This is a genomic window from Pandoraea pnomenusa, from assembly GCF_040391475.1.
GTDB classification, from domain to species: domain Bacteria; phylum Pseudomonadota; class Gammaproteobacteria; order Burkholderiales; family Burkholderiaceae; genus Pandoraea; species Pandoraea pnomenusa_C.
The window spans coordinates 230,589-254,689 of sequence record NZ_JBEBXS010000003.1 but is presented as its reverse complement, the minus strand read 5'-3'; the positions used below and the strand labels follow the sequence as shown (position 1 = coordinate 254,689).

Annotated in this window: 26 protein-coding genes and 1 tRNA gene; 8 read left to right on the top strand and 19 right to left on the bottom strand. The window is 63.6% G+C overall.

Annotation, left to right across the window (positions count from 1 at the left end; genetic code table 11):
- Nucleotide 1 precedes the first annotated feature (1 nt).
- From ABWO90_RS05350 to ABWO90_RS05340, 3 genes are all read right to left on the bottom strand, one after another.
- Nucleotides 2-406, bottom strand: coding sequence for a DUF3224 domain-containing protein (locus ABWO90_RS05350; RefSeq protein ID WP_353190159.1), 405 nt, complete (start codon nucleotides 404-406; stop codon nucleotides 2-4).
- Between the two features lie 173 nt (nucleotides 407-579).
- On the bottom strand, nucleotides 580-1,986 hold the full coding sequence (locus tag ABWO90_RS05345; protein ID WP_353190158.1) for an MFS transporter: 1,407 nt from the start codon (nucleotides 1,984-1,986) through the stop codon (nucleotides 580-582).
- A 6-nt stretch (nucleotides 1,987-1,992) separates the two neighbouring features.
- The gene (locus ABWO90_RS05340; protein ID WP_353190157.1) at nucleotides 1,993-2,646 is read right to left on the bottom strand and encodes a DsbA family oxidoreductase; all 654 of its coding nucleotides are present in this window, start codon (nucleotides 2,644-2,646) and stop codon (nucleotides 1,993-1,995) included.
- A 296-nt stretch (nucleotides 2,647-2,942) separates the two neighbouring features.
- On the opposite strand from ABWO90_RS05340, the gene ABWO90_RS05335 reads away from it, so the two are divergent.
- The 3 genes from ABWO90_RS05335 (at nucleotide 2,943) to ABWO90_RS05325 (ending at nucleotide 6,165) form a co-directional block, all read left to right on the top strand.
- Nucleotides 2,943-3,455, top strand: a complete 513-nt coding sequence (locus ABWO90_RS05335) for a cupin domain-containing protein (protein ID WP_353190156.1) — start codon at nucleotides 2,943-2,945, stop codon at nucleotides 3,453-3,455.
- Between the two features lie 69 nt (nucleotides 3,456-3,524).
- A complete protein-coding gene (locus ABWO90_RS05330) occupies nucleotides 3,525-4,145 on the top strand; it encodes a flavin reductase family protein (protein WP_353190155.1) in 621 nt (206 codons plus the stop codon).
- Between the two features lie 454 nt (nucleotides 4,146-4,599).
- Nucleotides 4,600-6,165 (top strand): complex I subunit 4 family protein, encoded by a 1,566-nt coding sequence (locus tag ABWO90_RS05325; protein WP_502922545.1) that lies wholly within the window; start codon nucleotides 4,600-4,602, stop codon nucleotides 6,163-6,165.
- A gap of 45 nt (nucleotides 6,166-6,210) precedes the next feature.
- Here ABWO90_RS05325 and ABWO90_RS05320 read toward each other — a convergent pair whose 3' ends face one another.
- From ABWO90_RS05320 to ybgC, 11 genes are all read right to left on the bottom strand, one after another.
- Nucleotides 6,211-6,930 (bottom strand): hypothetical protein, encoded by a 720-nt coding sequence (locus tag ABWO90_RS05320; protein WP_353190153.1) that lies wholly within the window; start codon nucleotides 6,928-6,930, stop codon nucleotides 6,211-6,213.
- 124 nt (nucleotides 6,931-7,054) lie between these two features.
- A complete protein-coding gene (locus ABWO90_RS05315) occupies nucleotides 7,055-7,468 on the bottom strand; it encodes a GtrA family protein (protein ID WP_353190152.1) in 414 nt (137 codons plus the stop codon).
- Nucleotides 7,469-7,807: 339 nt separating this feature from the next.
- Nucleotides 7,808-7,883 (bottom strand) — tRNA-Lys (locus ABWO90_RS05310).
- A gap of 106 nt (nucleotides 7,884-7,989) precedes the next feature.
- Entirely contained in the window at nucleotides 7,990-9,105 is a 1,116-nt protein-coding gene (locus ABWO90_RS05305; protein ID WP_353190151.1) for a YeeE/YedE family protein, read from the bottom strand.
- A 179-nt stretch (nucleotides 9,106-9,284) separates the two neighbouring features.
- The gene (ybgF, locus tag ABWO90_RS05300) at nucleotides 9,285-10,028 is read right to left on the bottom strand and encodes a tol-pal system protein YbgF (RefSeq protein WP_353190150.1); all 744 of its coding nucleotides are present in this window, start codon (nucleotides 10,026-10,028) and stop codon (nucleotides 9,285-9,287) included.
- 10 nt (nucleotides 10,029-10,038) lie between these two features.
- A complete protein-coding gene (locus tag ABWO90_RS05295; RefSeq protein ID WP_353190149.1) occupies nucleotides 10,039-10,539 on the bottom strand; it encodes an OmpA family protein in 501 nt (166 codons plus the stop codon).
- A 36-nt stretch (nucleotides 10,540-10,575) separates the two neighbouring features.
- Complete coding sequence (gene tolB / locus ABWO90_RS05290) at nucleotides 10,576-11,868, bottom strand: Tol-Pal system beta propeller repeat protein TolB (RefSeq protein WP_353190148.1); 1,293 nt, start codon at nucleotides 11,866-11,868, stop codon at nucleotides 10,576-10,578.
- 101 nt (nucleotides 11,869-11,969) lie between these two features.
- Nucleotides 11,970-13,010, bottom strand: a complete 1,041-nt coding sequence (gene tolA, locus ABWO90_RS05285) for a cell envelope integrity protein TolA (protein ID WP_353190147.1) — start codon at nucleotides 13,008-13,010, stop codon at nucleotides 11,970-11,972.
- A complete protein-coding gene (tolR, locus tag ABWO90_RS05280; protein WP_046291400.1) occupies nucleotides 13,007-13,441 on the bottom strand; it encodes a protein TolR in 435 nt (144 codons plus the stop codon). Before tolR ends, tolA begins: the two co-directional genes overlap by 4 nt.
- A gap of 21 nt (nucleotides 13,442-13,462) precedes the next feature.
- Nucleotides 13,463-14,137, bottom strand: a complete 675-nt coding sequence (tolQ, locus tag ABWO90_RS05275) for a protein TolQ (protein ID WP_023596825.1) — start codon at nucleotides 14,135-14,137, stop codon at nucleotides 13,463-13,465.
- A gap of 27 nt (nucleotides 14,138-14,164) precedes the next feature.
- Nucleotides 14,165-14,644, bottom strand: coding sequence for a tol-pal system-associated acyl-CoA thioesterase (gene ybgC, locus ABWO90_RS05270; protein ID WP_353190146.1), 480 nt, complete (start codon nucleotides 14,642-14,644; stop codon nucleotides 14,165-14,167).
- Nucleotides 14,645-14,954: 310 nt separating this feature from the next.
- On the opposite strand from ybgC, the gene ABWO90_RS05265 reads away from it, so the two are divergent.
- Nucleotides 14,955-15,863 carry an NAD(P)-dependent oxidoreductase gene (locus ABWO90_RS05265; protein WP_353190145.1) on the top strand — a complete coding sequence of 303 codons (909 nt, stop codon included), beginning with the start codon at nucleotides 14,955-14,957 and terminating at the stop codon, nucleotides 15,861-15,863.
- 336 nt (nucleotides 15,864-16,199) lie between these two features.
- Nucleotides 16,200-16,958 (top strand): IclR family transcriptional regulator, encoded by a 759-nt coding sequence (locus tag ABWO90_RS05260; RefSeq protein WP_353190144.1) that lies wholly within the window; start codon nucleotides 16,200-16,202, stop codon nucleotides 16,956-16,958.
- A gap of 27 nt (nucleotides 16,959-16,985) precedes the next feature.
- On the opposite strand, the gene ABWO90_RS05255 is transcribed toward ABWO90_RS05260, so the two are convergent.
- From ABWO90_RS05255 to ABWO90_RS05235, 5 genes are all read right to left on the bottom strand, one after another.
- Nucleotides 16,986-17,651, bottom strand: a complete 666-nt coding sequence (locus ABWO90_RS05255; protein ID WP_353190143.1) for an SRPBCC family protein — start codon at nucleotides 17,649-17,651, stop codon at nucleotides 16,986-16,988.
- Complete coding sequence (locus ABWO90_RS05250; protein ID WP_353190142.1) at nucleotides 17,620-18,150, bottom strand: glycine cleavage system transcriptional repressor; 531 nt, start codon at nucleotides 18,148-18,150, stop codon at nucleotides 17,620-17,622. Before ABWO90_RS05250 ends, ABWO90_RS05255 begins: the two co-directional genes overlap by 32 nt.
- A 157-nt stretch (nucleotides 18,151-18,307) precedes the next feature.
- Complete coding sequence (locus tag ABWO90_RS05245; RefSeq protein ID WP_353190141.1) at nucleotides 18,308-18,970, bottom strand: phosphoribosyltransferase; 663 nt, start codon at nucleotides 18,968-18,970, stop codon at nucleotides 18,308-18,310.
- Between the two features lie 98 nt (nucleotides 18,971-19,068).
- On the bottom strand, nucleotides 19,069-19,821 hold the full coding sequence (locus tag ABWO90_RS05240) for a sulfite exporter TauE/SafE family protein (RefSeq protein WP_353190140.1): 753 nt from the start codon (nucleotides 19,819-19,821) through the stop codon (nucleotides 19,069-19,071).
- Between the two features lie 179 nt (nucleotides 19,822-20,000).
- Nucleotides 20,001-20,711 (bottom strand): phosphatase PAP2 family protein, encoded by a 711-nt coding sequence (locus ABWO90_RS05235; RefSeq protein ID WP_353190139.1) that lies wholly within the window; start codon nucleotides 20,709-20,711, stop codon nucleotides 20,001-20,003.
- 285 nt (nucleotides 20,712-20,996) lie between these two features.
- On the opposite strand from ABWO90_RS05235, the gene ABWO90_RS05230 reads away from it, so the two are divergent.
- The 3 genes from ABWO90_RS05230 to ABWO90_RS05220 all read left to right on the top strand — a co-directional run bounded on the left by ABWO90_RS05230 (nucleotide 20,997) and on the right by ABWO90_RS05220 (nucleotide 24,089).
- On the top strand, nucleotides 20,997-22,619 hold the full coding sequence (locus ABWO90_RS05230; RefSeq protein WP_353190138.1) for a restriction endonuclease: 1,623 nt from the start codon (nucleotides 20,997-20,999) through the stop codon (nucleotides 22,617-22,619).
- 117 nt (nucleotides 22,620-22,736) lie between these two features.
- Nucleotides 22,737-23,246 (top strand): YjjA family protein, encoded by a 510-nt coding sequence (locus ABWO90_RS05225; protein ID WP_502922544.1) that lies wholly within the window; start codon nucleotides 22,737-22,739, stop codon nucleotides 23,244-23,246.
- A gap of 198 nt (nucleotides 23,247-23,444) precedes the next feature.
- The gene (locus ABWO90_RS05220; protein ID WP_353190137.1) at nucleotides 23,445-24,089 is read left to right on the top strand and encodes an FMN-binding negative transcriptional regulator; all 645 of its coding nucleotides are present in this window, start codon (nucleotides 23,445-23,447) and stop codon (nucleotides 24,087-24,089) included.
- Nucleotides 24,090-24,101: the final 12 nt, after the last annotated feature.

The following is a 24,101-nucleotide window of genomic DNA, read 5'->3' as shown; positions in this document are numbered from 1 at the left end:
GCTACTGCCCGTCGGGAAGGCCGTAGGCGAACGCGTAGGAATGCTGGCCGTCGGCGATGACGATCGTCAGACTGCCGGTCAATCCGGCCAGCGCGCCGGTGCCGGAATCCGGAACGACCGTGATCGACTGCGCAGGCGCGCCGCGCGTCATGGTGCAACTGTGCTGGAGCACGAACGTACCGCTGCGGCCATGTAGCGCGCCGGTCACCGTCTCCATTGCCACATAGCCCGCCGACCCCGGCGTCGTGCTGCGAAACGACAGCATCTCACCCTGGCTCACGGCTTCCAGATCACCGTGGTAACGCTTGTTCAGGGAAAGACGGCCAAGCCCGGTGTTTTCTGCCACTGGCGATAACGATTGCGGCTCGAGCTGGACGTCGAACGGTCCATTTGCAGAATGATCCAATTACGCACTCCTCGGTTGGCGATTATCGAATACTGTGATTTTGTACAGTAGTCGATGTCTTTCGTTCTTTCAAGCGGAGAATTCCGAACCTTCGCTCACGCGGAACGCATGGGCCGGAAACGACAAAGCCCCGCGCGAGGCGGGGCTTCGGGGATCGAACGTTTCGCGCAGACTCAGGCGGCGCGCTTGACCAGTCGCAAACCACTCGCGAGGCATCCGGCTGCGGAGAAGGCGGCGCCCCACGCCAGCGCCCATGTCGAGCCGTGGGTGCCGGCCAGACCCAGCGCCAGTGCCACGAGCGCGGCACCCGTCGCCTGACCGAGCAGGCGCGACGTACCGACCATGCCGCTCGCCCCCCCGCTGCGCTCCGGCGGCGCGCTGTGCATGAACGCCTTCAGATTCGGCGACTGGAAGAAACCGAAGCCCAGCCCGCAGAGCGCCATGCGCCAGCCGATGTCCCAGAGCGCCGCATGCTCGGGCATGAGCGCGAGCAACGCCATGCCCGCGCTCAACATTGCCAGACCGATGGCGCCCAGTGCGCCGGGCGGATACTTGTCGGACAGGCGTCCCGCAACCGGCGCAATGGCCGCCACGAAAAACGGCCACGGCGTCATCAGGAAACCGGTTTCGATAGGACTGCGATGCAGCACGTTCTCGAAGTAGAACGGCAGCGAGACCAGTCCCAGTCCTTGCGTTGCGAAGGCGCAAATGGCCGTCACGGTCGACAGTGCGAAGGCGGGCAGACGCATCAGATCGACCGGCAGCATCGGCGCCTGGTGGCCGCGCTCCCGTCGAATCAGCGCCCAGCCGAACACCAGTGCACCGACGAAGCAGGCAAGCGTGAGATGCCAGTCGGCCTGCTGCGCACTCTGGCTCAGTGCGAAGATCAGCAGCGTGAACGTGGCCACGTTGAGCAGTGCGGCAATCATGTCCGGCTTGTGCTCGCTGCGCGGCGTGTCCGGCAAGTTCCTGCGCGAGAATGCCAGTGCGAGCAATCCGGTCGGCACGTTGATCAGGAACAGCCACGGCCAACTGGCGAACGCGAGCACGACAGACGCGACGGTTGGCCCGATGGCGAACGAGATCCCCACGATGAGCGCGTTGAGCCCGACGCCACGCCCGAGTTGATGGGCCGGGTACAGGAAGCGGATGAGGGCGATGTTCACGCTCATCACTGCCGCTGCGCCCACGCCTTGCAGCAGTCGCGCTGCCGCCAGAAAGCCGAGCGAGGGCGAAAGTGCACACAAGAGCGACGCGACGAGAAACACCGCTACGCCCCCCATGAACACACGCTTGTGGCCGACGCGCTCACCGAGCGCGGCGAACGGCAGCAACGTGGCGACCATCGCCAGTTGATAGGCGTTCACGATCCAGACGGACGCCGACGGCGTGGTGTTCAGGTCGATCGCCATTTGCGGCAGGGCCGTGTTGGCGATGGCGGTATCGAGGCTGGCGAGCGAGACGGCGAGCAGGATCGCCGTCATGGCAAGACCGCGTCCGGCAGCGGGCGGTTCGTGCAACTGCGTTTGTGCCGCAGGGCGTACCGCCGGCGTGCCGGCGGTGGGGGGGAGCGACGACATGACGGATCAGCCCTCGGCCAGAATCTGGCGGATCGCCTGTTCGAAGACTTCCGGCGGTTGGCCGCCGCTCACGAGGTGCCGGTTGTTGAAGATGACTGCCGGGACCGAGCGGATGCCGAGGTTCTGGTAATGGCGCTCCAGCGCGCGCACCTGGTCGGCGTATTCGTCGGACGCGAGAATCTCGCGTGCGCGCGCCGTTTCGAGGCCCGCCTGGGCGACGGCGTCGACCAGCACTTCCGGATCGCTTGTGCGCTTGCCGTCCTGGAAGTAGGCACGAAAGAGCGCCTCCTTGAGGGCGAGTTGCTTGTCGTTGCCGACCGTTTGCGCCCAGTGCAGCAAGCGATGCGCATCGAACGTGTTGTACGCGTGCGTGCGCAGCTCCATGTGCATCGGGAAGCCTTCCGCCGCTGCGCGCGCGCTGATGTTGGCCTGGTTCTGTGCCAGTTGCTCCGGCGACAGACCGTACTTGCGCGACATGTAGTCGGCCAGCGGCACGCCATCGACGGGCATGTCGGGGTTCAGTTCGAAGGGGCTGAAATGCAGGTCGGCTTCGACCTCGTTACCGAGGCGGCCGAGCGCGGTCTTCAGCGAGGCGAGGCCGATGGCGCACCAGGGGCAGGCGACATCGGAAACAAAATCGATCTTGAGCGTGGCAGGCATGGTCTGACGGCGCCGTGGCGGCGCATACAATGAAAAACGCGCCGCCTTGCGCGACGCAACACGGCAATCGTCGCATAAATCGACAATCCTCGTTGGGTCCCTTCGCTATGGCGTCATAAGCGTTGCCTTATGCGGCTTTCCCGGGGAAGGGGCCGATACCCGCCGGCATCGCCAACGTTTCACTGATCGGAACCTTTGTTTTGGCAGGTGAATTCCATGGAAATCGCGGGGCAGCAATCTGCCGCAATGCGATATCGTGTGAGGCGTTCATCCCGTCAATCATCCAGGAGACCGATATGCCGTCTGCCGCCGATCTCGTGAGCGCCTTGGCGCTGCAACCGCATCCGGAAGGTGGGCATTACCGCGAGACGTACCGCGCGCAACAGACGATCGAGCCGCCCGCGTTGCCCGCCGGATTTGCCGGGCCGCGCAGCGTCTCGACGGCCATTCTCTATCTGCTTGAAGCGGGCGACTTCTCCGCGTTCCACCGTATTCGCAGCGATGAGATCTGGCATTTCCATCTCGGCGGCACGCTGTGGGTGCATGAGATCGACGCGACAGGCGTGTTGACGACGACCCGCGTGGGGCTTGATGTCGCTGGCGGCGAGCAGTTGCAGCACGTCGTGGCGGCCGGGCGCTGGTTCGCAGCCGAACCGGCGCCGTCGACCGCCTTCTCGCTGGTCGGCTGCACTGTGGCACCGGGGTTTGCCTTCGAGGACTTCGAGATGGCCGATCCGGCGGCGCTGGCGGCACAGTGGCCGGGGCATCGGACATTGATCACGCGCCTCGCTCGCGTTGCGTCGGCTTAGGTCGGCGACACGTGCGCGCAGAGTGCGTTAGCATCGACGGCATCTCTTTTCATTTCGATCAGCGGTCTCATGTCAAACGACGTTCACTTCTACGATCCGGCCAAAGGGCACGGGTTGTCCCACGATCCTTTCAAGGCGATTGTCGCGCCGCGCGTGATCGGCTGGATTTCGAGCCGCGACGCGCAAGGCCGGGTCAATCTCGCGCCGTACAGCTTCTTCGGCGCCTTCGCGACTTTCCCGCCGATCATCGGTTTTTGCAGCGAGGGCTTCAAGGACTCCATCGCCAACATCGAGGCGACGCGTGAGTTCGTCTGGAATTTCACGAGCCAATCGCTTGTCGCGCAGATGAACAAGACGTCGGCGCCCGTGCCACGCGAGGTCGACGAGTTCGAGCTTGCCGGTTTGACCAAGGCGCCCGGCGTCAATGTCGACGTGCCGCATGTGGCGGAGTCGCCGGCATCGCTCGAATGCAAGCTGCTCCAAATCGTGCGGTTGCAGGGGCTCGATGGCAAACCGATGGACAACTGGCTCGCGCTCGGACAGGTCGTCGGCGTGCACATCCGACGCGAGTTTCTGCGCGAAGACGGCACCTTCGATACCGCGAAGGCACACCCGGTGATGCGCGCCGGATATCTCGGCGACTATGCCGAGATCGGCCCGATGTTCGATCTGCGGCGTCCGAAGGCCTGACGTCGTACGCTTCCGACCCGTTTTCGGCTTGCCAGTACGCACGTGATTGCGATGTGTGCTCGCGGGTCGAGACGTCTGCACTGTCTCCAGTTTCCGCAATGGGTTGTTGACGAATTCGATGAGTGCGACGGCCGCATGCCGTCGCACTGAATTCGAGGCTCAACGCAATGCACTGTCACGCGGGCGCGTGCAGGACGACGCACTCACCGACCGTCCGGTCGGATGGCATTTGCGCAACCATTTGTAAAATTTGCTGCGATGCAAAATGCATTTGAGGCGCGTATGCTTGCGACCTTCGTTGACGCCGCCGCGCATGGCGTCCCCTCCCGCAAGCATTGATTTGTCTTGGGTTGCGCGCTTTGCCACTGGTAAAGCGTGCTGGGCTGGTTCGTCCCTCACTGCGCGGATGGCGTGCAACAGCGTCCGGTTTTTGTTGCAGCACATCAGGTCCCCTATGTTCCCCATCCTGTCGCTTCTCATCTGGCTTCCCATCTTGGCTGGCGCACTCGTCATGCTGCTGGGCCAGGATCGTCACCCCAATGCCGTACGTTGGGCCTCGCTAATCGCAGCGGTGGTCTCTGCGGCGCCTATCGTGCCGTTGGTGCATGGCTTTCGTACCAGTGTGACGAGTCTTCAGTTTGTCGAGCGCTTTCGCTGGATCACGTCGTTCGATGCGTCGTGGCATGTCGGTATCGACGGCATCTCGCTCTGGCTGGTGGCGCTGACCGGTGTCACGACGGTGATCGTGGTGTTGGCGTCGTGGCGTGCGGTGACGACGCGCATGAGCGCGTACTTCGGTAGCTTCCTCGTGCTCTCGGGGCTGATGCAGGGCGTGTTCACCGCGCAGGACGGCATGTTGTTCTTCGTCTTTTTCGAGGCCACGCTGCTGCCGTTGTATCTGCTGATCGGCGTGTACGGACGCGCCAATCGCACGCATGCGGCCATCAAGTTCTTCTTCTTTTCGCTGACCGGCTCGCTGATGATGCTGCTCTCGATGCTCTATCTGTACATGCAGACCCAGAGCTTCGACATTGCCCGCTGGCAGACGCTGCATTTGCCGCTCGCCGTGCAGGTCATGTTGTTCATCGGCTTCCTGGGCGCTTTTTCCGTCAAGGTGCCGATGTGGCCGGTGCACACGTGGCTGCCGGAAGTGCATCTGGATGGGCCCACCGGCGCCGCCGTGATGCTCGGCATGCTGAAGCTGGGCGGCTACGGCCTGCTGCGTTTCAATCTGCCGCTGCTACCCGATGCGAGCCATTTCCTTGCACCGCTGATGGTGGTGCTGTCGTTGATCGCCGTGATTTACGCGAGCCTCGTGGCGCTGGTGCAAACCGATTTGCGCAAGTTACTTGCCTACTCTGCGGTCGCGCACATGGGGCTGGTCACGCTCGGTCTGTTCCTGTTCTCGGAAATGGGCACGGACGGCGCGGTGATGCAGATGATTTCCTACGGCATTGTGTCCGGCGCGATGCTGCTGTGCACGGGCATGCTGTATGACCGCACGGGAAGTGCTTCGATCGATGCGTATGGTGGCGTTGCGGCTACGATGCCGCGCTTTGCCGCGTTTGCGATGCTGTTCTCGATGGCGAACGTGGGCATGCCGGGCACGTCGGGATTCGTGGGCGAGTTTCTCGTGTTGATGGGCGCGATCAAGGCCAATTTCTGGATCGGCGCGCTGGCGTCGCTCACGCTGGTGTTGAGCGCGGCGTACACGTTGTGGATGTACAAGCGCGTGATCTTCGGGCGCGTGGCGAATGCGCGGGTGGCGGGATTGCGCGATCTGAGCCGTCGCGAGTTCGCACTGCTGGGTGCAATGGCGCTGATGGTGCTCGCGATCGGTGTCGACCCGAAGCCGCTCACCGACGGTATCGACGCGACGGCCATTCAGGCCGTAAAGGACATCGAACGTCACCGGCTTCCCGAGAACGATCCGGGCAGCAGTGAAATGGCCGGACGCCGACAGGGTGAGGCGGTAGGGCACGCGGCGGCGGTGGTGAAGGGCATGTCGCCTGCGGTTTGAACGTGCAGGAGGAGGGCGCGATGACGCCGCCCTCCGATGATGGCGTTACCGCTTGCTGCACACGACGCCACCCACGGCCGACGCCACGGAGTCGCCGTTGAGTGCGACATCCCATTTGTCGGACACGTTGCCGTCGAAATTGAGTTCGTAAAGCGTGCCGTAGCCACGATCGCAATCGGCCTTCGCGATCACGTATTCGGTGTACTCGTAGGTCTTTTCGCGCAGATTGTCGAAGCGCGACAGAATCGAGACCGACGCTTTACCCTTGAAGCTGCGCGTGTGAAGCGTGTCGCGTTTGACGAAAATCTTGTTCCCCGACTTCTCGACCTGTGCTGCGAACTCCCAGGCGTCGCCGTTCTCGGTGCGCGAGACTTTCCCCGTGTCGCTATCCCAACTCGTACAGGCCATCGTGCCCAGGCTGTCGGCGACAGTGGGGCCGAAGCGCACGAACTGGTCCTTGCCCGTGTACTGACCTTCCATCCCGTTGTAATACACGTAGCCGAAGCCCTTTCGGCAGGCATCGAGCAGCACGACGGCCTGTCCGTACTTGTAGGTGTTCTGCGATTTGTTACGAATCTGATAGAGGTACTTGTAGCCGTTGTTCTTTTTGCCGTCGACATTCGACAACGCGCCGCTTCCTTTCTTCCCCTGCCAGACGGTCTTCGGCGTTTCGGCCACCGTGAGCCAGTCTCCCGCTTCTTCTGCCCATGCGGCATTGACCAGTACGACGCTGGCCAGCGCACCCAGAACGGTTTTAACGAACATCAAAATCTCTCCGCTGCCTGATTGAAATCATCGTGTGATCCCTCGTCCCCATGCGACGTGACGCGCGCGTCTGCGCATCGAGGGATAGTTCATGACTTCGGCAAGTGCAGCGAAAACTTTAGACTCAGCCGAAGCGCTTCCCGCGAAGGAGCGTGCGGGAGAGCAGAAATGTGACAGGGATGGTGAGGCCGACGACGATGATCGGCGCGAGATAGGCCGACAGATGGAGCCAATCGACGAGGAGGTACATCAACGCGATACCTCCCAGATACTGGACCAGATACACCAGCGGAAACCTGAGCAGGCCGCTCAGCGACAGCTTGACCCGGAAGACGAAATGCGAGTTCAGCCAGTAGGAGAAGACCACGCTGAGCGCGAACGAGACGGTGTAGGCGAGCTTGTATTGGATGAACGCGAGGCACATCGCATACGTCGCGTAAAAGAACGCAGTATTGGCCACGCCGACGATGAGAAAGCGAATGAACTCGCGTTCAAGCATCTTCTTCGTCCATGACGTGTACGCGCCGGTCGGCTTCATCGAATGAATGGGATCGCGGAATGGCGGAATCGGATCATTTCGGCGCGTTGCTGCACGTGTTGGTGACTACATTCGCTTGATCTGAATAGACTGCAGTCGAATTTTCCCATCTTGCCTGACGAAGGAAAACTGCGGCCCGACAAATATCCAATCGTACGGCCCCTGCTCGCAAAGCGATGGTGTCCAGACCAGATCGTCCGACGGTCTGGCTTTCGTCTCGATAATGTACGCCACCAATCCAGGGTGGCCGGAGTGACGGACGGTGCGGAAAAGCCGGAAAAATTCCCGCACGCGAAAACGAAAAGGGGTTGCGATTTCTCGCAACCCCTTGAATTCTTTTGGTAGGCCGTGCGGGATTCGAACCTGCGACCAACGGATTAAAAGTCCGCTGCTCTACCAGCTGAGCTAACGACCCAAAGAAGAAAAAGATTATAGCGGGAACGTCGTTATAGTGTCAATACCCGTGTGACGCGAATGTGTCCGTTTCGGGGCGTTTTCCCGCGTGTAGGCGCGAATTTCGTTCAAACGCTGCGCTCAATTCGCCACATCTGATACTTGAACGCGCAGATGCCGCCCACCAGAATTGCCGCGATGGCGAGGAACGATCCGAGGGCGAGCGTCGACAGGCCGGACAGCCCTTGCCCGACCGTGCAGCCCAGTGCCGTCACGCCGCCGAAACCCATCAGCGCGCCACCCACCATGTGGTTCGCCGTGTCTTCCGTGCCCTGAAAACCTTCCCAGCGGAAATTGCGCGACACGAGTGCATAGGCGAACGAACCCGCAATCACCCCCAACACGCTGGAGATGCCCAGCGTCATCACGTTGCTCGTGTCGCTCCACATCATCAGCCAGTACACCGTGTAGGCGAGCGGCGAGACGAACGACAGCGCTTCCATCTTGCCGGAGTTCGTCGCCACGAAACTCTCCTCCAGCGTGTTCGGATTCTCGGCGACATAGCCGATCTTGCCCGACACGTACCAGAGCGCCACGATGATCGCGCCCACGACAATGCCGCCGAGCAGATTGTCGAAGGTCCAGAACTCGCGACGTGCGAGCGCTGCGATCACGAACGCACCACCGATCACGAGACCGAGCACGAGTTGTGCGCGATGCACGTCGCCACCGAACCAGCCGCCGAGCAGTGTGGGCAGATCCTGCGAGTTCGCAAACGTCGTTTGCACGCTATCGAGCGCTGCCACGCGAAACACCGCGAACAAGCCCTTGAGTGTCATGTAGGCCGTCAGGCCGATCATCACGAAGACGAGCAGCGACTTAAGATTGCCGCCGCCGATGCGCACGAGCGTCTTGCTGCCGCACCCGGACGCCAGCACCATGCCGAAGCCGAACAGCCATCCGCCAACAAGATACGAGAGCCACGTGAAGCGCGGCGTGGTGTAGATCGCCTTGACCGGATCGATGATGCCCTGCGATGCCAGCACGCCCGTGCCAACGGTCGCGACACCGATCGCGAGCCACCACATGCGCATGCGGTTCCAGTCGCCGATGTTGACGATGTCGGAGAGCGCGCCCATCGTGCAGAAGTGCGTGCGTTGGAGCACGGCACCGAATACGAAGGCCAGACCAAAGGTGAGCCACACGACAGTGTGGGAGAGGGCGGTGAGATCGACGTCGGTCATGTGGCGAGAAGACGATTGCGGCCGTGCCCGGCCGTTCTAGGAAAGCCCGTATTCTACGCGACTCCCCCCCGCCACTTGCAATCGCGGAAAACGACAACGCCGCCCAAGAGGCGGCGTTGTGCGTTTGACGAGTGTCCTGACACGAAAGGCTGGTTCGCGCAGCCTCCCGAGTGGGCGTCTTACTTCAGCTTGGCCGCACGCTTCTTGGCCTCCGCTGCCGATTCGGTGTCCGGGTACTTGGTCACCAGATCCTGCAACGTTTTCTTCGCTGCCGCAGTCTGCCCGGATTCCGCCTGGTTGCTGGCAATTGCCAGCATGGCCTCGGCAGCCTTCGGGCTCGTCGGATACTTCGTCACAATCCCTTGCAGCGTCGCAGTGGACCCCTTCAGATCCTTGTTGGCGTACTGCGCATTGCCAAGCCAGAACTGAGCTTCAGGTTGATACGGGCTGTCGGGATACTTTGCTGCAAAAGTCCGGAATGCCGTTTGCGCACCCTTGTAGTCACCGTTGCGGAATTTCGTCAGGGCGGCGTCGAAAATATCCTTCTCGCCCGGTTGGACGGTGCCGGTAACACCGCCGACGGTCATCTGCTGCGGTTCGAATTTCTTCAGACGGCCGTCGAGGTCGTTGTAGAAATCCTTCTGACTCTGTTGCAGGTTCGCAAGCTGATTTTTCAGATCTTCGTTCTGGCCGCGCTGGTCGGCCAGATCACGCTGCAACTGCTGGATCTGGTTGTTCAAATCCAGCACGTTGCGCGTGAGCCCCTCGATCCGCTGCTTGTCCGAATCCAGACGGCTGCGGATGTCGAGGATCGCTTTGCGCGCCTCGTCGTCGTCGAACAATCCGGCATGCGCGAGCGGGCTCAGCACCGCAGTACCGAGCGTCGCAGCGCAAATGATGTTTTTAAGCAAACGAGACGTCATAACGATTCAATCAATAGACCAGGTCGACGCGACGGTCTTGGGCCCAGGTGGCTTCGTCGGTACCCGTAGCCTTTTCCTTGCCCAGCGACACGGCTTCCATCTGGCTCGGGTTGGCGCCCAGTGCCGTCATTGCCTTCACCACGGCTTCAGCACGACGCTGACCCAGGGCCAGGTTGTATTCGCTCGTACCGCGCGGGTCGGTGTTGCCCTGAACCAGCACGTGACGTTGCGAGTACTTGGCCAGGAACTGCGCGTGAGCCTGGAGCATCGGGGTGTATTGCGAGTCCACGTCGTACTTGTCGAAGCCGAAGAACACGCTGCGCTTGGCGAGCGGGCCGTTCGGGTTGTTCAGCTCGGCTGCCGAAGCGTCGACCGGGGTCACGGCGCGAGCGTCGGTCGTGGTCTGACCCTTGTTGGCGTTAGCCTGGTCGTCGAGCTTCACGCCCGACGAGCAAGCGGCCAGAGCGGCCAGCGAAGAGATGGCGAGGATATTACGAAGCAGGGAACTCATATGAGCCTCCAATTGATGTTGGTGTTGCTGTTGATGTTATTGCATAAAGGGGCCCCAGGAGGGTTCGCGAACTTCCCCTCCACGGACCTGAAGAATCTGCCGGGTTTGCCCGTCTACCGAAACTGCTGCAAGGACCTTTCGGCCTCCTGACTGCGTTGCGTAAAGAATGTATTTGCCGTTCGCGGCAAAACTCGGTGATTCGTCGTGCCTGGTGTCGGTCAGTGCCGTAACATCGCCAGTACTCATATCCTGCACGCACAGCTGGAATCCGCCACCCTGACGCGCGATGAACGCGAGCAACTTGCCGTCGGGACTGATTCGCGGGCTGACGTTGTAACTCCCCTTGAAGGTCACGCGCTGTGCGCCGCCTTCACTTTCGCCGCCGGCCGGCATCTTGTAGATCTGCGGACCACCCCCACGATCGCTCGTGAAGAAAATCCATTTGCCATCCGGCGAATACTGCGGTTCGGTGTCGATCGCGCCGCTGCGCGACAGACGCTTGAGGCCGCCGCCATTGGCGTTGACCTGATAGATCTGCGTGTTGCCGTCGCGCGAGAGGGCCACGGCCAGCTTGCTGCCGTCCGGCGACCACGACGGTGCCGAGTTGTTGCCCTTCTCGTTGGCCAGCACGGCGCGGCGACCCGACGGCAGATCGTGGATGTACACGACCGGCTTGCGCTTCTCGAACGACACGTAGGCGACCTTCGTGCCATCCGGCGACCACGCCGGCGAGATGATCGGCTCGCGGCTGTTGAGCGCCACGCGTGCGTCCTGACCGTCGGAATCCGAAATCTGCAACTGGTAGTTCGGACCGTTATGCAGTACGTACGACAGTCGCGTGGCGAACACGCCGCGATCGCCCAGCAGCTTCTGATAAATATAGTCCGCAATCTTGTGTGCAGTCAGGCGCAGATTGGCCTGCGACGACGTGAGCGCCAGGCCGCCGAGCGGTTGGCCGTTCACGGCATCGTAAAGACGGAAGCTGACCTGGAAGTTGCCGTTGCCTTGCGGAACGATGGTGCCCGAGACGAACGCGTTCGCACCCTTGGCGCGCCACGTGCCGAGATCGACCGAATCGTCCACGCCGACGGTGGCACCGCCCGTGTCGATCTGATTGAAACGTCCGCTGTTGCTCAGGTCGGCCTTGATGACGGACACGATGTCCGTCGGCGCGGTGCCCTTGAAATTCGACACGGCGATCGGGTAGCGGTTGCTACCGACGCCCGTAATGTCGACGGTCAGCGGTGTCTGCGCATGGGCAATCGTGCAAGCCGCAGTGAGCCAGGAGGCCACCAGCGCACGCCATGCATATTGACTGGAAATTCGCATGCGTTCGATTGGTCAGTTACGCGGTGCAAGCGCCATTTTTACCACATTCAAATGAAAATGGACGCGCATCGCTCGGTTTTCGTTCCCGTTTGACAACAGACTCAGCCTTTCGGGCTGAAGCGAAGGTTGACGCTCGGGGGGGCTTTGCCGTTCGTGTCGCGCGGCAAGGGATCGGACTTGGTGATGGCGGCCTGCACGGCGGCGTCCCAGGCGGGATTGCCGCTCGATTTGACCAGCTGCATCGAAAGTACGCTGCCGTCCGGGGCGAGGCGTACTGCAACGACTGCCGTGGGATTGCCCTCGGTGTCGCCGCCATAAGCAATATTCGGTTTGACCTTGGCACGCACCCGGTCGGCGTAGCCCGCCGAGGCAGTGCCGCCTGCGCCGGAGCCGGTGCCGCCTGCCTGCGAGCCAAGACCGTTGCCGGTGGCGCCCGGCGTGCCGCCGGCCATGCCGCGCAGCGAGGCGAGACGCTCGTTGCGCGCCGCATCGGCCGCCTTCTGCGCCGCAGCTTCCTTCGCTGCCTTGGCCTTCGCCGCCTTGTCTTCGGCAGCCTTCTTCTCGGCATCCGCCTTTTTCTGGGCGTCGGCCAGTTGCTGCTGCTTCAGTTGTTCGGCCTTCCTGGCATCTTCTTCCTTCTGATGCTTGAGGTCGTCCGCCTTCTTCTGATCGGCCAGCTTCTGTTGCCGCGCGGCTTCGTCCGCGGCGGCCTTCTTGCGCGCGAGCTCGGCAGCCGCCTGTTGCTCGGCCAGTTGCTTTTGCTTGAGCGCTTCCTGGCGTGCCTTCTCCTGCTGTGCCTCGAGCAGACGCGCCTGTTCGGCCGCCTGCTGCTCCTGCTTGCGCTTCTTCTGCTGCAGGGCGATGTCGGCATCCTCTTCCGGCGGCGTGGGCGCGGCGACCGCAGGCGGTGCCGGGGTCGGCGGCGGCGTCACCACGCGCGGCGTCGGCTCGGCGACTTCCGTCGGTGTCCACAACTCGGCTTCGGACCCGGCGGGCGAACTGTTCTGCCAGCGCATGCCGTAGAACAGCAATGCGAACAGCAGCGCGTGCATGAGCAGCGCGAGAAGGAATGCCCGTCCCGTGCCGCGCTCATCCTTGCGCGGACCAATGGGACGGTCGGAGCGGGCTACGGTGCGGCTCATTTCTGCTTGACGAGCAGGCCCACGCGCTTGACGCCCTGGGCCTTGAGATCGGACATCACGTTCATGACGATTTCATAGCGCACCGACTTGTCGGCGGCAATGACGACCGGCTGGTCCGGATTCGCGGCCTGGCGGCCTTGCAGGAATCCGGTCAGATCGCCGGCGCTCATGCGCTGCTCGATGGTGTTCTCACCATCCTTGTAGCGCACCAGCATGCGGTTGTCCGCTTCGATGTTGACGACCACCGGCGGCGTTTGCTGCTGCGGGCTCGCGTTGGCCACGCTCGGCAAATTGACGATCGACGGCGCCACCAGCGGGGCGGCCACCATGAAGATGACGAGCAGCACCAACATCACGTCGATGTACGGCACGACATTGATGTCCGCCATGGCGCGACGGCCGCGGCGAGCGTTGCGCATAGAACCTGCCATGTCTCGGCGCTCCCGGAGTGCTTAGTGAATCTGCCGTTGCAGGATGTTGGAGAACTCTTCGATGAAGCTTTCGAAGCGGATCGACAGCCGGTCGATGTCGGTGGCGAAGCGGTTATAGGCAACCACGGCAGGGATGGCGGCAAACAGACCGATGGCGGTGGCCACCAGCGCTTCCGCAATGCCCGGGGCCACGTTGGCGAGCGTGGCTTGCTGCACATTTGAGAGGCCGCGGAATGCGTTCATGATACCCCACACGGTACCGAACAGACCAATGTACGGGCTCACCGAACCGACCGATGCGAGGAACGGCAGGTTGGCTTCGAGCGAGTCCATTTCACGTTGATAGCAAGCGCGCATGGCACGGCGTGCACCGTCCAGAATGGCGTGCGGATCGTTCAGCCCTTTCTCGCTCGCCTTGATGTATTCGCGCATGCCCGATTCGAAGATGCGTTCCAGGGCGCCCGTCTGGTGACGGTTGTTCAGCGCGCTTTGATACAGCGCCTGAAGATCGCCGCCGGACCAGAAGTCGCGCTCGAAGCGTTCGGTCTGGGTGCGTGCGCGGCGGATCGCGAAGATCTTGCGGAAGATATGCGTCCACGAGAGCAGCGAGAGCAACAGCAGCAGGCCCATGACAGCCTGGGCGAGCACGCTGGCGTGCATGACCAGCGAAATGATGGAAAGGTCTTGATCGGGCATGGTGTGGTTATTGAATGACCGGAATTCTTATCGTCCCTCGCGGGCGGATTCGCTCGCGGCGGCCTGTGCGGCCGTTGAAGCCGATTGCATGGCGAGACGCACGTGCGCCGGAATCTTGCCGGGGCGCAGTTTGTCGGCGCTCACGCAGCCAACTTTGATGCTGCCGCGCGCCAACAGTTCGCTGCTGCCGTCCGGCGCATCGCGCCAGGCTTCCTGGAGGAAGTCGACCGACGCGCCACCCAGGCGTTCGATGCGGCTCTTGATGACAACGAGATCGTCGAGCCGGGCAGGGCTCAGGTAGTCGAGTGCCGTGGCGCGCACAATAAAGATCATGCCGGTATTGCGGGCCAGTTCGAGTTGCTCGATACCAAGCGAACGCAGCCACTCGGTACGGGCCCGTTCGAAGAATTTCAGATAGTTGGCGTAGAAGACAACGCCTCCGGCGTCCGTGTCCTCGTAGTAAACGCGAATTGACCAACAGGTATCAAAATCAGCCATGCCGCGCATTGTATCGGAACCGGGCACCAACGCCAGTCACGGAAACAGAATTTTTCAAACGAGCACGATCGGGCCCTGTTTACGAAGGATTAATGGACGATTTTCCCCCGCTCTGGTGCGCACCAAACTGGGGCGAAATTGCCCGAACGTCCCGTATGACGGGGCCGTGGCGCTGGCGCGCGCCCGTGGGGCGTCCTTATAATGATGGCTCGCAAGCCCCCTGTAATCAGATGGGACCGCCCGGTGCGCATGCCGGCTTCATGCCGGCTTCGTGCCCGGACAGGTTCCTGTTAGCGAATCAACCTGCGAGGCCCCTGAATTGACTTCCTCTTCATCGCAAGCATCTCCCCTGCGCGTCGCCTTTTTGGGACTGGGCGTAATGGGATACCCCATGGCCGGTCATCTGCAGCGCGCCGGTCATCAGGTCACGGTCTATAACCGCACGGCAGCCAAGGCGGAGCAGTGGGCCAAGACGTACGGCGGCGCGCATGCGGCGACCCCGGCCGAAGCGGTGCGCGACGCCGATATCGTCGCGGCCTGTGTCGGTAACGACGACGACCTGCGCAGCATCGTGCTGGGCGAGCAGGGGGCCTTCGCCGGCATGAAGCCCGACGCCGTCTTCGTCGATCACACGACGGCCTCCGCCGATGTGGCGCGCGAACTGTATGCTGCAGCGCGTCAACAGGGCCTGCATTTCGTCGACGCCCCGGTGTCCGGTGGCGAAGCCGGTGCCAAGAACGGCGTACTCACGATCATGTGCGGCGGCGACGCCCCGGCATTCGATCGGGTCGCGGCCACGCTGGGCGCCTACGGGCGCGCGGTCACGCGCATCGGTGAATCCGGCGCCGGTCAGCTTGCCAAGATGGTCAACCAGATCTGTATCGCCGGACTGGTGCAGGGATTGGCCGAGGCCATCAACTTCGGTCAGCGCGCCGGTCTGGACATGCCGCTTGTGCTCGACGTCATCAACAAGGGCGCGGCCGCCAGCTGGCAAATGGACAACCGTGGCCCGACGATGATCGACGGCAAGTACGACTTCGGCTTCGCCGTCGACTGGATGCGCAAGGATCTGGGGCTGTGTCTGGCCGAAGCGCAGCGCGCCGGGGCATCGCTGCCGGTCACGGCGCTCGTCGACCAGTTTTATGGCGATGTTCAGGCGCTGGGTGGTTCGCGCTGGGATACGTCGAGCCTGATCCACCGTCTGCGCGTGTTGTCGGGCAAGGCCTGAGCCGGGCGCAACCTCCGTCTCGATAGCGGATAACGAGACGGAAGGTCAGCGAATGATCGTGGGACCGGGCGGCGGCTGCGCCCCCGGTCCCTTTTTCATTTCCGTCGAGTCGTATCTGGTATTCCGAATATCTCCGGGTTTGTCTCGAATCGTCAGAGATGGGTGATTGGCACTAGAATGCGGAAAACGGGACGTCGCGGCGCGACGGCGCGACGACGTGGCAGCTTGGTGGCTTGGTAGCGGGCTGGGGCGAAGGCGTGTCGACGCAGGGCAGAAGGGAGACCGCCGCGAGCGATAACGACCTAGAACACAACTCGACCCCGAGACCCAACCGACATGAGCAATCAGTCGAACGCCGCGGCCGTCCGCGCATTTCGCATTCTTGAAATCCTCAGTGCTTCCGGCGCACCCATGACGCTGGCGGAAATCGTCGCCGCGATCGGTTTGCCCAAGCAAACCGTACACCGCATTCTCAAGCAGCTCGAGGCAGCCTGGCTCGTCACTCGCGAAGCCGGCAGCCGGCATTACGAACCGTCGTCGCGTGTGCGGGCGATGGCCGTCAATGCGCTGATGCATGTGGGCCCGGCGGCGGCACGTCACGGCATTCTTCAGCAACTGGTCGACAAGTTCGGCGAGACCTGCAACCTGTCGATGCTCTCCGGCGACGACCTCGTCTATCTCGACCGGATCGAGACCGACTGGTCGCGTCAGTTGAAACTCTCGCCCGGCTCGCGCGTGCCGTTGCATTGCACGGCGAGCGGCAAGCTGCTGCTGGCGTTTTTGCCGCGGGCGCGTCGCGAGAAGTTGATCGCTCACCTGCCGCTGCGTCCTCGTGCGGAGAACACCATCACCGACCTGGAAGATCTGCGCGAGGAATTGACTGAGACGCGCAAGCGTCGCGTGGGAACGAATAACGAGGAGCATGTGCCGGGCATGATCGCCGTGGCGGTGCCGGTGATGCTCGATCGCAATCGAGCGTGTGCGGCCATCGCCGTGCAGGCCAGCGCACAGCATTGCACGCTGGAAAAGCTCATGACGTTCCTGCCGGATCTGCAAGCCGCCGCCGAGACGATGGGGGCCACGTTCAACGAGTGATCGGGGGCCTCGGGTCGCGTGGGGCGCTTACTGCGCGGGTTGCGCGGGGTGCGCCGATTGCGCCGGCACGGCGCTGGCCGCATTGTCCCCGGCGCCCGGGATCGATCCCGGCTCGGGAACGGGCGGCGCGAGCGCCAGGAAAATCTGTTCGAGTTGTCTGGCGCCTTGCGCCGACTCCGCGCGCACGCGCGGCCCGATGAAGATCGGGTCGAGCAGCAGGAACAGCAGGTTCGGCGTGCGATAGACGAAATCGCGCTCGAAGCGGGTGCCGGTCCCGTCGGGGGAGATCCGGTATCGCACTTCTCCCGACGGACGTCGGTTGACCTCGCCCTCGATGCGCCACTCGTACGGCGGATTCGCCTCGACGACCGTCCAGTGCAGAATGCCGTGCCGGCCCGCGAGCCGGAATTCCTCGGCCACTTCCTCACCCACCTTCAGCGGATGGTCCGTCATGCCCTGCACCGAGAGCGACGCGGGATGCCACTTCGGCCAGTTCGCGGGCGTGGTCACGAAGTCGTAGACGGCCTGCGGCGGCGCACGCAACGTGACCGTGTTCACGACATGCGTCTGACGCTCGAAGGGCAGGGGGAGCAAGGAGAGCAGGGCGACAACGGCCACCGCCCCGAGGACGAACAGGAAGGCTCGCTTCATCGATGTGCGCTCACGCACCGGCAGGGGAATCGAGTTCGACATCGACCATGAGGTCGTCGGCCAGGCTTTCGAGGGTTTCGCGCAACGACGCCGTGCTCACGGATGCGGGCACGTGCAGGCGGGCGGTAGCGCGAAACAGCGTGCCGCCCGACATCGACCCTTCGACACATTCGGTGGCGAGCTCGTCGATGCTGATCCCACGCGCGAACAGCACGTGCGAGATCTCCTTGACGATGCCCGGATGGTCCTGTCCGACGAGATCGAGCTGAAGCGTGCGGGCCGCCGGATCTGCGGCGGCGCTTTGCGCGTGCGTGACGCCGATCTTCAGGCCGTGCGTCTCGAGCGCGTGCAGGGCCTGCGTGAGCGCCACGGCGTTTTCATCGGGGACTTGCAGATGGATGATGCCGGCGAATTGCCCGGCCAGATTGGCGAGACGGCTTTCCAACCAGTTGGCGCCGGCGGCGGTGGCGCGATCGGCGATCGCATTGACCAGGCCAGGGCGGTCCGGGCCGATCACGTTGAGAATCAGGGACGTCGTCATCACAGGCTCCGTCGAAACTGAGGGGCAAGAGGCGGCGCAGGCAGTGCGTTCGCCCTCTGACTCGCTTCGTGGGGCGTTGCACACGGCAGGCTCAAGTGTAGTGCAATCGCGGGGTGCGCCGCTACGGCCCCGGGCGGTCCTGTCGGCCTGCGGTTGCCTATGGACGGTCGGCGGCCATCGCAAGCAATGCGATCACCGTCGCGTCGTCAGTCTGGACGAAGTCGTTGTACGCCACGCTCACCGCATAAAACGGCTGAGGGGTTTCGAGGCAAACGACGGCGTCTGCCAGGCTCGCCAGCCGGGCGATCGCATCGCGCGCGCCCACTGGCGCACACGCGATCAGCGGTGTGGCACCCAGTCGTCGCATGGCCCGCAACGCGGCGATCATCGTCGCGCCGGTGGCGATGCCGTCGTCGACCACGACCACCGGGCGGCCCTGCACGTGCGGCGCACCACGCCCCGGCGTGTACGCCTGCCTGCGCTGCTGAATGAGCGCGCGTTGTCGTGCGGTTTCGTGCGAGAGGTAAGTGCCCGTGGCGCCGAGCGAGAGGGCGTGATCGGCGAGGAAGATCCCGCCAAATTCGTCGACGGCGCCCACGGCCAGCTCCGTCTGATGTGGCGCGCGCAGCTTGTGCGCGAGCAACACGTCGAGCGTGCCGTTCAGTTGCCGTGCGATGGGCAGTGCGACCGGCACGCCGCCGCGCGGAATCGCCAACACCAGCGGCGGCGCACAACGCGTGAGCAGGTCGTGAGCGGCGAGGGCTTCGGCCAGCGCATTGCCTGCGGCGGCACGATCGAGGAACGAGGCAACGGCAGACATGGCGGGCGACGGGGGCGAACCCGGTGCGAAGCAGCGGTACGCTCATCGTAACGCCGCCGCCTGATGCTTGTTTGCGGTGACGGCGGTGGTGGTCGTCCTTATCGCGCGAGCAGCTCAGGCACCGTGCCCACGAGCAGCGTCACGCCCGAGCAGGCGAGCAACGCCAGCACCATGCGACGGAAGGTGTGATCGGAGAGAAATTTGTAGGCCCATGCGCCCGCAAGCGTTGGCAGAATCATCGCCGGCACGGCAATCGCGAACATGTGCAGTGTCTGGGTCGTGATGACGCCATGCACCGCATACAGCGTGACGGTGAGCGTGTGCATCGCAATGAAGAAGATCTGCATCACGGCGCGCTGCATGTCCTTGTCCCAGCCGCGCAACGTGCACCACAGCGTCGGCACGACCCCGACCAGTCCGCCGATGCCGCCCATGACACCGCCGATGAAACCGACGGCGCCGTCGGCAGTGCGTCCGCCGTGGCGGATACGCGGCAGGCGGGCGGCGAACAGCAGGATCGGGCAGTAGATGACGAGCACTGCGCCGATGCCCGCGCGGAACCAGACGGGGTCGAGGTAGCGCAGGATCCACACACCGACCGGCACGCCCACGAGGCCGCACAGAATGAACGGCGCGAGTCGGTCGAGCGGCACGGCGCGGCGCGCAGCGCGCAGCGCCAGCAACTGGCCGACGAGCGAGCAGAAGGCGGCGAGTGGGCCGGCCAGCGTGGGCGGCAGCGACCATGCCCAGAAGGACAGCGCGACGAGGCTGAACGCAAAGCCGGACAGACCTTGGACGAATCCGCCGACGCAGGCGCCGGCAATCAGGGGAATCAGAGGATCGACAGTCATGGAGCGGACGGCGCACGGTGAAGCCCGTGCGCTGGAGCAATCCGCCATTATGCGGGGATATCGCGGGTCGCTGGCATCGATTTGCGTCCCGTTTGCTCACGTCCCAAAGGTGTCTCCCGACACGCACCCCATTGGCGCACGCCGTGTACGCCCGAGGCCATCAGCGCCTCGTTGGCCATTCAAACGCCGGCGCGCACACTGCGGTCTTCGCCCCAACGCTGCCACGCGGTGACGAAGGCCGTGCCTACGGCAATGCCGAGCGCAGCACCGGCAAACACATCGCTCACCCAGTGATAGGCGGCGGCGATCTGGCCGAATCCGGTGAGCGCGACGGCGACGGCGCACGGCCATCGGAGCCGGCGGTGCCGCAGCGAGACGACCGTGGCAAACGCGAGCATGACGGTCAGGTGGCCCGACGGAAACGATGCGTAGGCCGAACCGTCGCCGCCGAAGAGTCGGAAAGTGAATACGCCATCATGAAGATAAGACGGATTGTTGTGGATCCAGGTCGCGGGCCAGGTGCGTCCGAAGACGAACTTCAGGCCCTGCTTGAGTACGCTGCCCACGCCGACCGCGCCGCCCGCGAGCCAGAGCGTCGTGGCCCACGCCGGGAGCTGGCGCCGCCAGACGAGCGCAACGCCAAACACGGCGAACACGGGCCACGCCAGCACGAACAGCGCCGAGGGCAACTCGGCCACATGGGCAATCCACGGCGTGCCCTGCGTGTGCAGGTGCGCTACGTCCACGACCGGTCGGTCGATCCAGGGAATCGCAATCACCGCGAAGAGCAGGCAAGCCGCGACGCAGCTCCAGGCAGTCCGCAGGCAGGTCGGCGAGGGTGGGGCGGTCGCGGCCGGCGGCGGCGTGGGATTCGAGGCGATATCGGTCATGATGCGAAGTCTACAAGGAGGCTCGAGCCTGCGCTGCCGTCGTGGCGATTTGATGACGATCAGGGTGCGACCGTTGCACCTGTGACATGCTCGGACGGAAAGCATAGGAAAGAATTCTTTGCGGGTTGAGGTGCCATCGTCCTACAATCGTCCCCTACGCAAATGTCGGATACTGTCCGGTCACAACGGGGCGACATCGGCGCGCTGGCGGTTCAGAGGCACGACAGACTCAGGTGTGGAAGTTTGCTTGGAAAAACAAAACCAAAATCGCATGCGGGGGCAGTAGTGAACCGGGGATTCGAAAGCATCATCGATCGTCAGGCGCGGGAATTCTGGCGCGCCGCACACACGCGCGAGCAGCAGCACGCCCAGTCGCAAGCGCGTTCGCTGGCAGAAGTGCGTGCCGTAGATCAGGCGCGACGCGCGTTGGACGACGCACCCGCCGCCGATCCGGCCGCCCGTGAAAAGCTGGAACTGGCATTGCGACAGGCCGAGGCGGCCTCGCAGGGCGCGCTGGCCAAACTCGAGATGGCACGTCTCGAGCGGTTGCTGGCCGACGGTCTCGCGCGCGACCTGCGCATTCCGCCTGCCGACCTGAGGGCGAGCAATACGCCGCCGGCTCTCGATACCCGTCATCTTCCCAAGATTCTGGCCAAGCCCGAATGGGAAACGTTTGCGCCCGAGAAGCCGGGGCGCCTGGCGCTTGCGATGCCAGGGGCATCGAGCCGCTACGAACAGGCGGTGGCCAAGGCCCGCAGCGAGTTCGTGCATGCCGAGCGTGAGTACGAGGCATCGAAGATCCGTCGCACCCAGGGCTCGATGATTCTCCAGATCGCGCAGCAAAAGGCCACCGAAGCGGCCCGCGCCGAGAGCGCGCGCCACAATGCGGCGGTTGCCGACTTCGAAGGCGCGCTGCTGCGTGGTGAGGCGGCCGCCGTGACCGGCTACGCACGCATCGTGCTCAGCCGCAGCCCGTACCCCGCAGCGTTTGCGCAGACGCTCGCCGCTCATTACGTCGAGAACCACAAGCTGCTCGCCATCGGCTACGACGTGCCGTCGCTCGACGCCGCCGTGCCCGCCGCACTCGAATATCGCTACAACACAGCCGAAGGTGCCATTCACGGCGTGCCCGCGAACGAAACGATCCGCGCGAAGGCTTATGGCAACGCGCTGCGCCAGATCGTGTTGCGCTCGCTACATGAGTTGTTTGCGGCCGATCCGCTGCGTCATGTGAACGCGATCGTATTCAACGCGTACGCCGGCGATGGTGACAATCGCGTGTGTCTGGCCAGCGTACATGTGGCGCGTGCCGATTTCGCCGCGCTTACGCTGGCCGAAGGCGACCCGGCGACGCATCTGTCCACGCTGGGCGCTCGCGTCTCGGAGCGACCCGAAGCATTGGTCCCTGTCGCGCCCGTTGCTGGTGTCGACATGACGCAAGTCGTCACCGATGCCGACGTCGCCGTGGACCGCCGCTTCAACCTGATGACGCTCACCGACAAGGACTTCACGCAGGTGATGTTCCACCTGCTGCGCTCGCACGGCTTCGAAGGCCCGCCGCTGCTGCCCGGCGACGAGGCGGGCTTGCTGACGTGCCGCGCCTGGGACCCGCATCCCATCTTCGGTGGCGACGTCGTGGTGCGCATCTATCGCGACATGGATCCGTCGGCGCGTCTTGGCCTGGCCGCTGCCCGCGCCATCCTGTCCGAAATGCAGCAGATCGGTGCGGCGCGCGGCATGCTCATCACGACCGGTGGCCTCGACGACGGTGTTGAAGAGTTCGCACGTGATCGTCGCATCGAGTTGCTTGCCGGTCATCATCTCGTCTTCCTGCTCAAGGAAAACGCCGGTGTCGACGCCAGCGTGATCGTCCCCGAGACGAACGACACCGTGGCAGCCCTGCTTTGATCGGCTGGGTCCCCCGTTTCCGATATCGGAAACGAGGGGCAATTTATCGTTCCGTAACAAACGTCCTGCTATAGTGAATCGACCTGACCCCACGTCATTCACATCACGGAGGATCGTATGTCGCGATGCACGGAACGTTCGGCACATGCCGGTTTCAAGGGATGGACGAAGGCCGGTACGGTGGGCGCGAGTGTCGCCCTCATGCTGGCGCTGGCAACCCCCATGCCGGCACAGGCACAGCTCGACATGCTCAAGAACGCCGTTGGCGGCAGTTCCGGCGGCGGGAATTCGGGCGGGCTCGGCAGCCTCGGCGGGATGGCATCGGCCGGGTCGCTGACGTCGGGAAGTATCGGTAACGCCACCGGCGTGCTGGAGTTTTGCGTCAAGAACAACTATCTGAGCGGCGCAAATCTCAGCTCGGCCACCGACGTCAAGGACAAGCTGCTCGGCAAGCTCGGTACGCAATCCGGATCGCCGGCCGCCAGCCCGGGCTATCTCGACGGCGCCAAGGGCTTGCTGTCATCGTCCGATGGCAAGACCGTCGACCTGAACGGCGGCGGGCTTAAGGAACAGATCACGCGCCAGGTGTGCGACAAGATTCTCAGCCAGGCAAAGTCGTTCCTCTGATCTTCCGGATATCGACGACAGGCAGCCAAACCGGCGGGCGACATGGGGCGCCCGTTTCGGTCGCATCCCAGGAATAGGCGCGTGGTATCAAAAAAATCATTCATATTGGGCCTTTGCTGAGGGCCACGTGAGGCCGTACGCTACGCGCTATTCCATCTCGCCGTCCCGTCAGTTCGGCACCTTCGTCCGGAGTCATCGATGTATCAGCCTGCCGCCTTTACCGAGGATCGCCCCGAGGTGCTGCACGACCTCATTCGCCAACATCCGCTCGGCCTGCTCGTGAGCGCGGGGGCACAGGGGCTGATCGCGGATTCGATCCCGTTTCTGATGTATCCGGAAGAGGGCGAGTTGGGTACGTTGCGTGCGCATCTGGCGCGGGCCAATCCGCATGTTGCGGCGTTGCAGGGCGTTGAGGACTGCCTTGTTGCGTTCACTGGGCCGCAGGGGTACATCACGCCGTCGTGGTATGCCGCGAAGGCCGAGCACGGCAAGGTGGTGCCCACGTGGAACTACGCGGCGGTGCATGCGTGGGGCAAGCCGCGCGTGATCGACGACGCCGCATGGTTGCGACGCCTCGTCGGCGACCTGACGCAATCTCAGGAGCAGGGACGCGCCGCGCCCTGGGCCGTGGAAGATGCCCCCGCCGACTTCATCGACGGCATGCTGCGCGCCATCATCGGTGTGGAGATTCCGATTCGTCGCATCGAGGGCAAATTCAAGATGTCGCAGAATCGCGCGATGCCGGATCGCGTTGGCGTGGTCGAAGGGCTGCGCGCCGACGGCGTATTGAACGAACCGTTGGCGGCGCTCGTTGCGCAGCGGGGCGACGTGCCTAGTGCGTAAAGCCTGGCGCGC

Bases quoted from the DNA above. Each gene is read 5' to 3' on its own strand.
- ABWO90_RS05345 (WP_353190158.1), bottom strand. From the start codon at position 1,986: ATGTCGTCGCTCCCCCCCACCGCCGGCACGCCGGCGGTACGCCCTGCG.
- ABWO90_RS05340 (WP_353190157.1), bottom strand. From the start codon at position 2,646: ATGCCTGCCACGCTCAAGATCGATTTTGTTTCCGATGTCGCCTGCCCC.
- ABWO90_RS05335 (WP_353190156.1), top strand. From the start codon at position 2,943: ATGCCGTCTGCCGCCGATCTCGTGAGCGCCTTGGCGCTGCAACCGCAT.
- ABWO90_RS05330 (WP_353190155.1), top strand. From the start codon at position 3,525: ATGTCAAACGACGTTCACTTCTACGATCCGGCCAAAGGGCACGGGTTG.
- ABWO90_RS05325 (WP_502922545.1), top strand. From the start codon at position 4,600: ATGTTCCCCATCCTGTCGCTTCTCATCTGGCTTCCCATCTTGGCTGGC.
- ABWO90_RS05320 (WP_353190153.1), bottom strand. From the start codon at position 6,930: ATGTTCGTTAAAACCGTTCTGGGTGCGCTGGCCAGCGTCGTACTGGTC.
- ABWO90_RS05315 (WP_353190152.1), bottom strand. From the start codon at position 7,468: ATGAAGCCGACCGGCGCGTACACGTCATGGACGAAGAAGATGCTTGAA.
- ABWO90_RS05305 (WP_353190151.1), bottom strand. From the start codon at position 9,105: ATGACCGACGTCGATCTCACCGCCCTCTCCCACACTGTCGTGTGGCTC.
- ybgF (WP_353190150.1), bottom strand. From the start codon at position 10,028: ATGACGTCTCGTTTGCTTAAAAACATCATTTGCGCTGCGACGCTCGGT.
- ABWO90_RS05295 (WP_353190149.1), bottom strand. From the start codon at position 10,539: ATGAGTTCCCTGCTTCGTAATATCCTCGCCATCTCTTCGCTGGCCGCT.
- tolB (WP_353190148.1), bottom strand. From the start codon at position 11,868: ATGCGAATTTCCAGTCAATATGCATGGCGTGCGCTGGTGGCCTCCTGG.
- tolA (WP_353190147.1), bottom strand. From the start codon at position 13,010: ATGAGCCGCACCGTAGCCCGCTCCGACCGTCCCATTGGTCCGCGCAAG.
- tolR (WP_046291400.1), bottom strand. From the start codon at position 13,441: ATGGCAGGTTCTATGCGCAACGCTCGCCGCGGCCGTCGCGCCATGGCG.
- tolQ (WP_023596825.1), bottom strand. From the start codon at position 14,137: ATGCCCGATCAAGACCTTTCCATCATTTCGCTGGTCATGCACGCCAGC.
- ybgC (WP_353190146.1), bottom strand. From the start codon at position 14,644: ATGCGCGGCATGGCTGATTTTGATACCTGTTGGTCAATTCGCGTTTAC.
- ABWO90_RS05260 (WP_353190144.1), top strand. From the start codon at position 16,200: ATGAGCAATCAGTCGAACGCCGCGGCCGTCCGCGCATTTCGCATTCTT.
- ABWO90_RS05255 (WP_353190143.1), bottom strand. From the start codon at position 17,651: ATGTCGAACTCGATTCCCCTGCCGGTGCGTGAGCGCACATCGATGAAG.
- ABWO90_RS05250 (WP_353190142.1), bottom strand. From the start codon at position 18,150: ATGACGACGTCCCTGATTCTCAACGTGATCGGCCCGGACCGCCCTGGC.
- ABWO90_RS05245 (WP_353190141.1), bottom strand. From the start codon at position 18,970: ATGTCTGCCGTTGCCTCGTTCCTCGATCGTGCCGCCGCAGGCAATGCG.
- ABWO90_RS05240 (WP_353190140.1), bottom strand. From the start codon at position 19,821: ATGACTGTCGATCCTCTGATTCCCCTGATTGCCGGCGCCTGCGTCGGC.
- ABWO90_RS05235 (WP_353190139.1), bottom strand. From the start codon at position 20,711: ATGACCGATATCGCCTCGAATCCCACGCCGCCGCCGGCCGCGACCGCC.
- ABWO90_RS05225 (WP_502922544.1), top strand. From the start codon at position 22,737: ATGTCGCGATGCACGGAACGTTCGGCACATGCCGGTTTCAAGGGATGG.
- ABWO90_RS05220 (WP_353190137.1), top strand. From the start codon at position 23,445: ATGTATCAGCCTGCCGCCTTTACCGAGGATCGCCCCGAGGTGCTGCAC.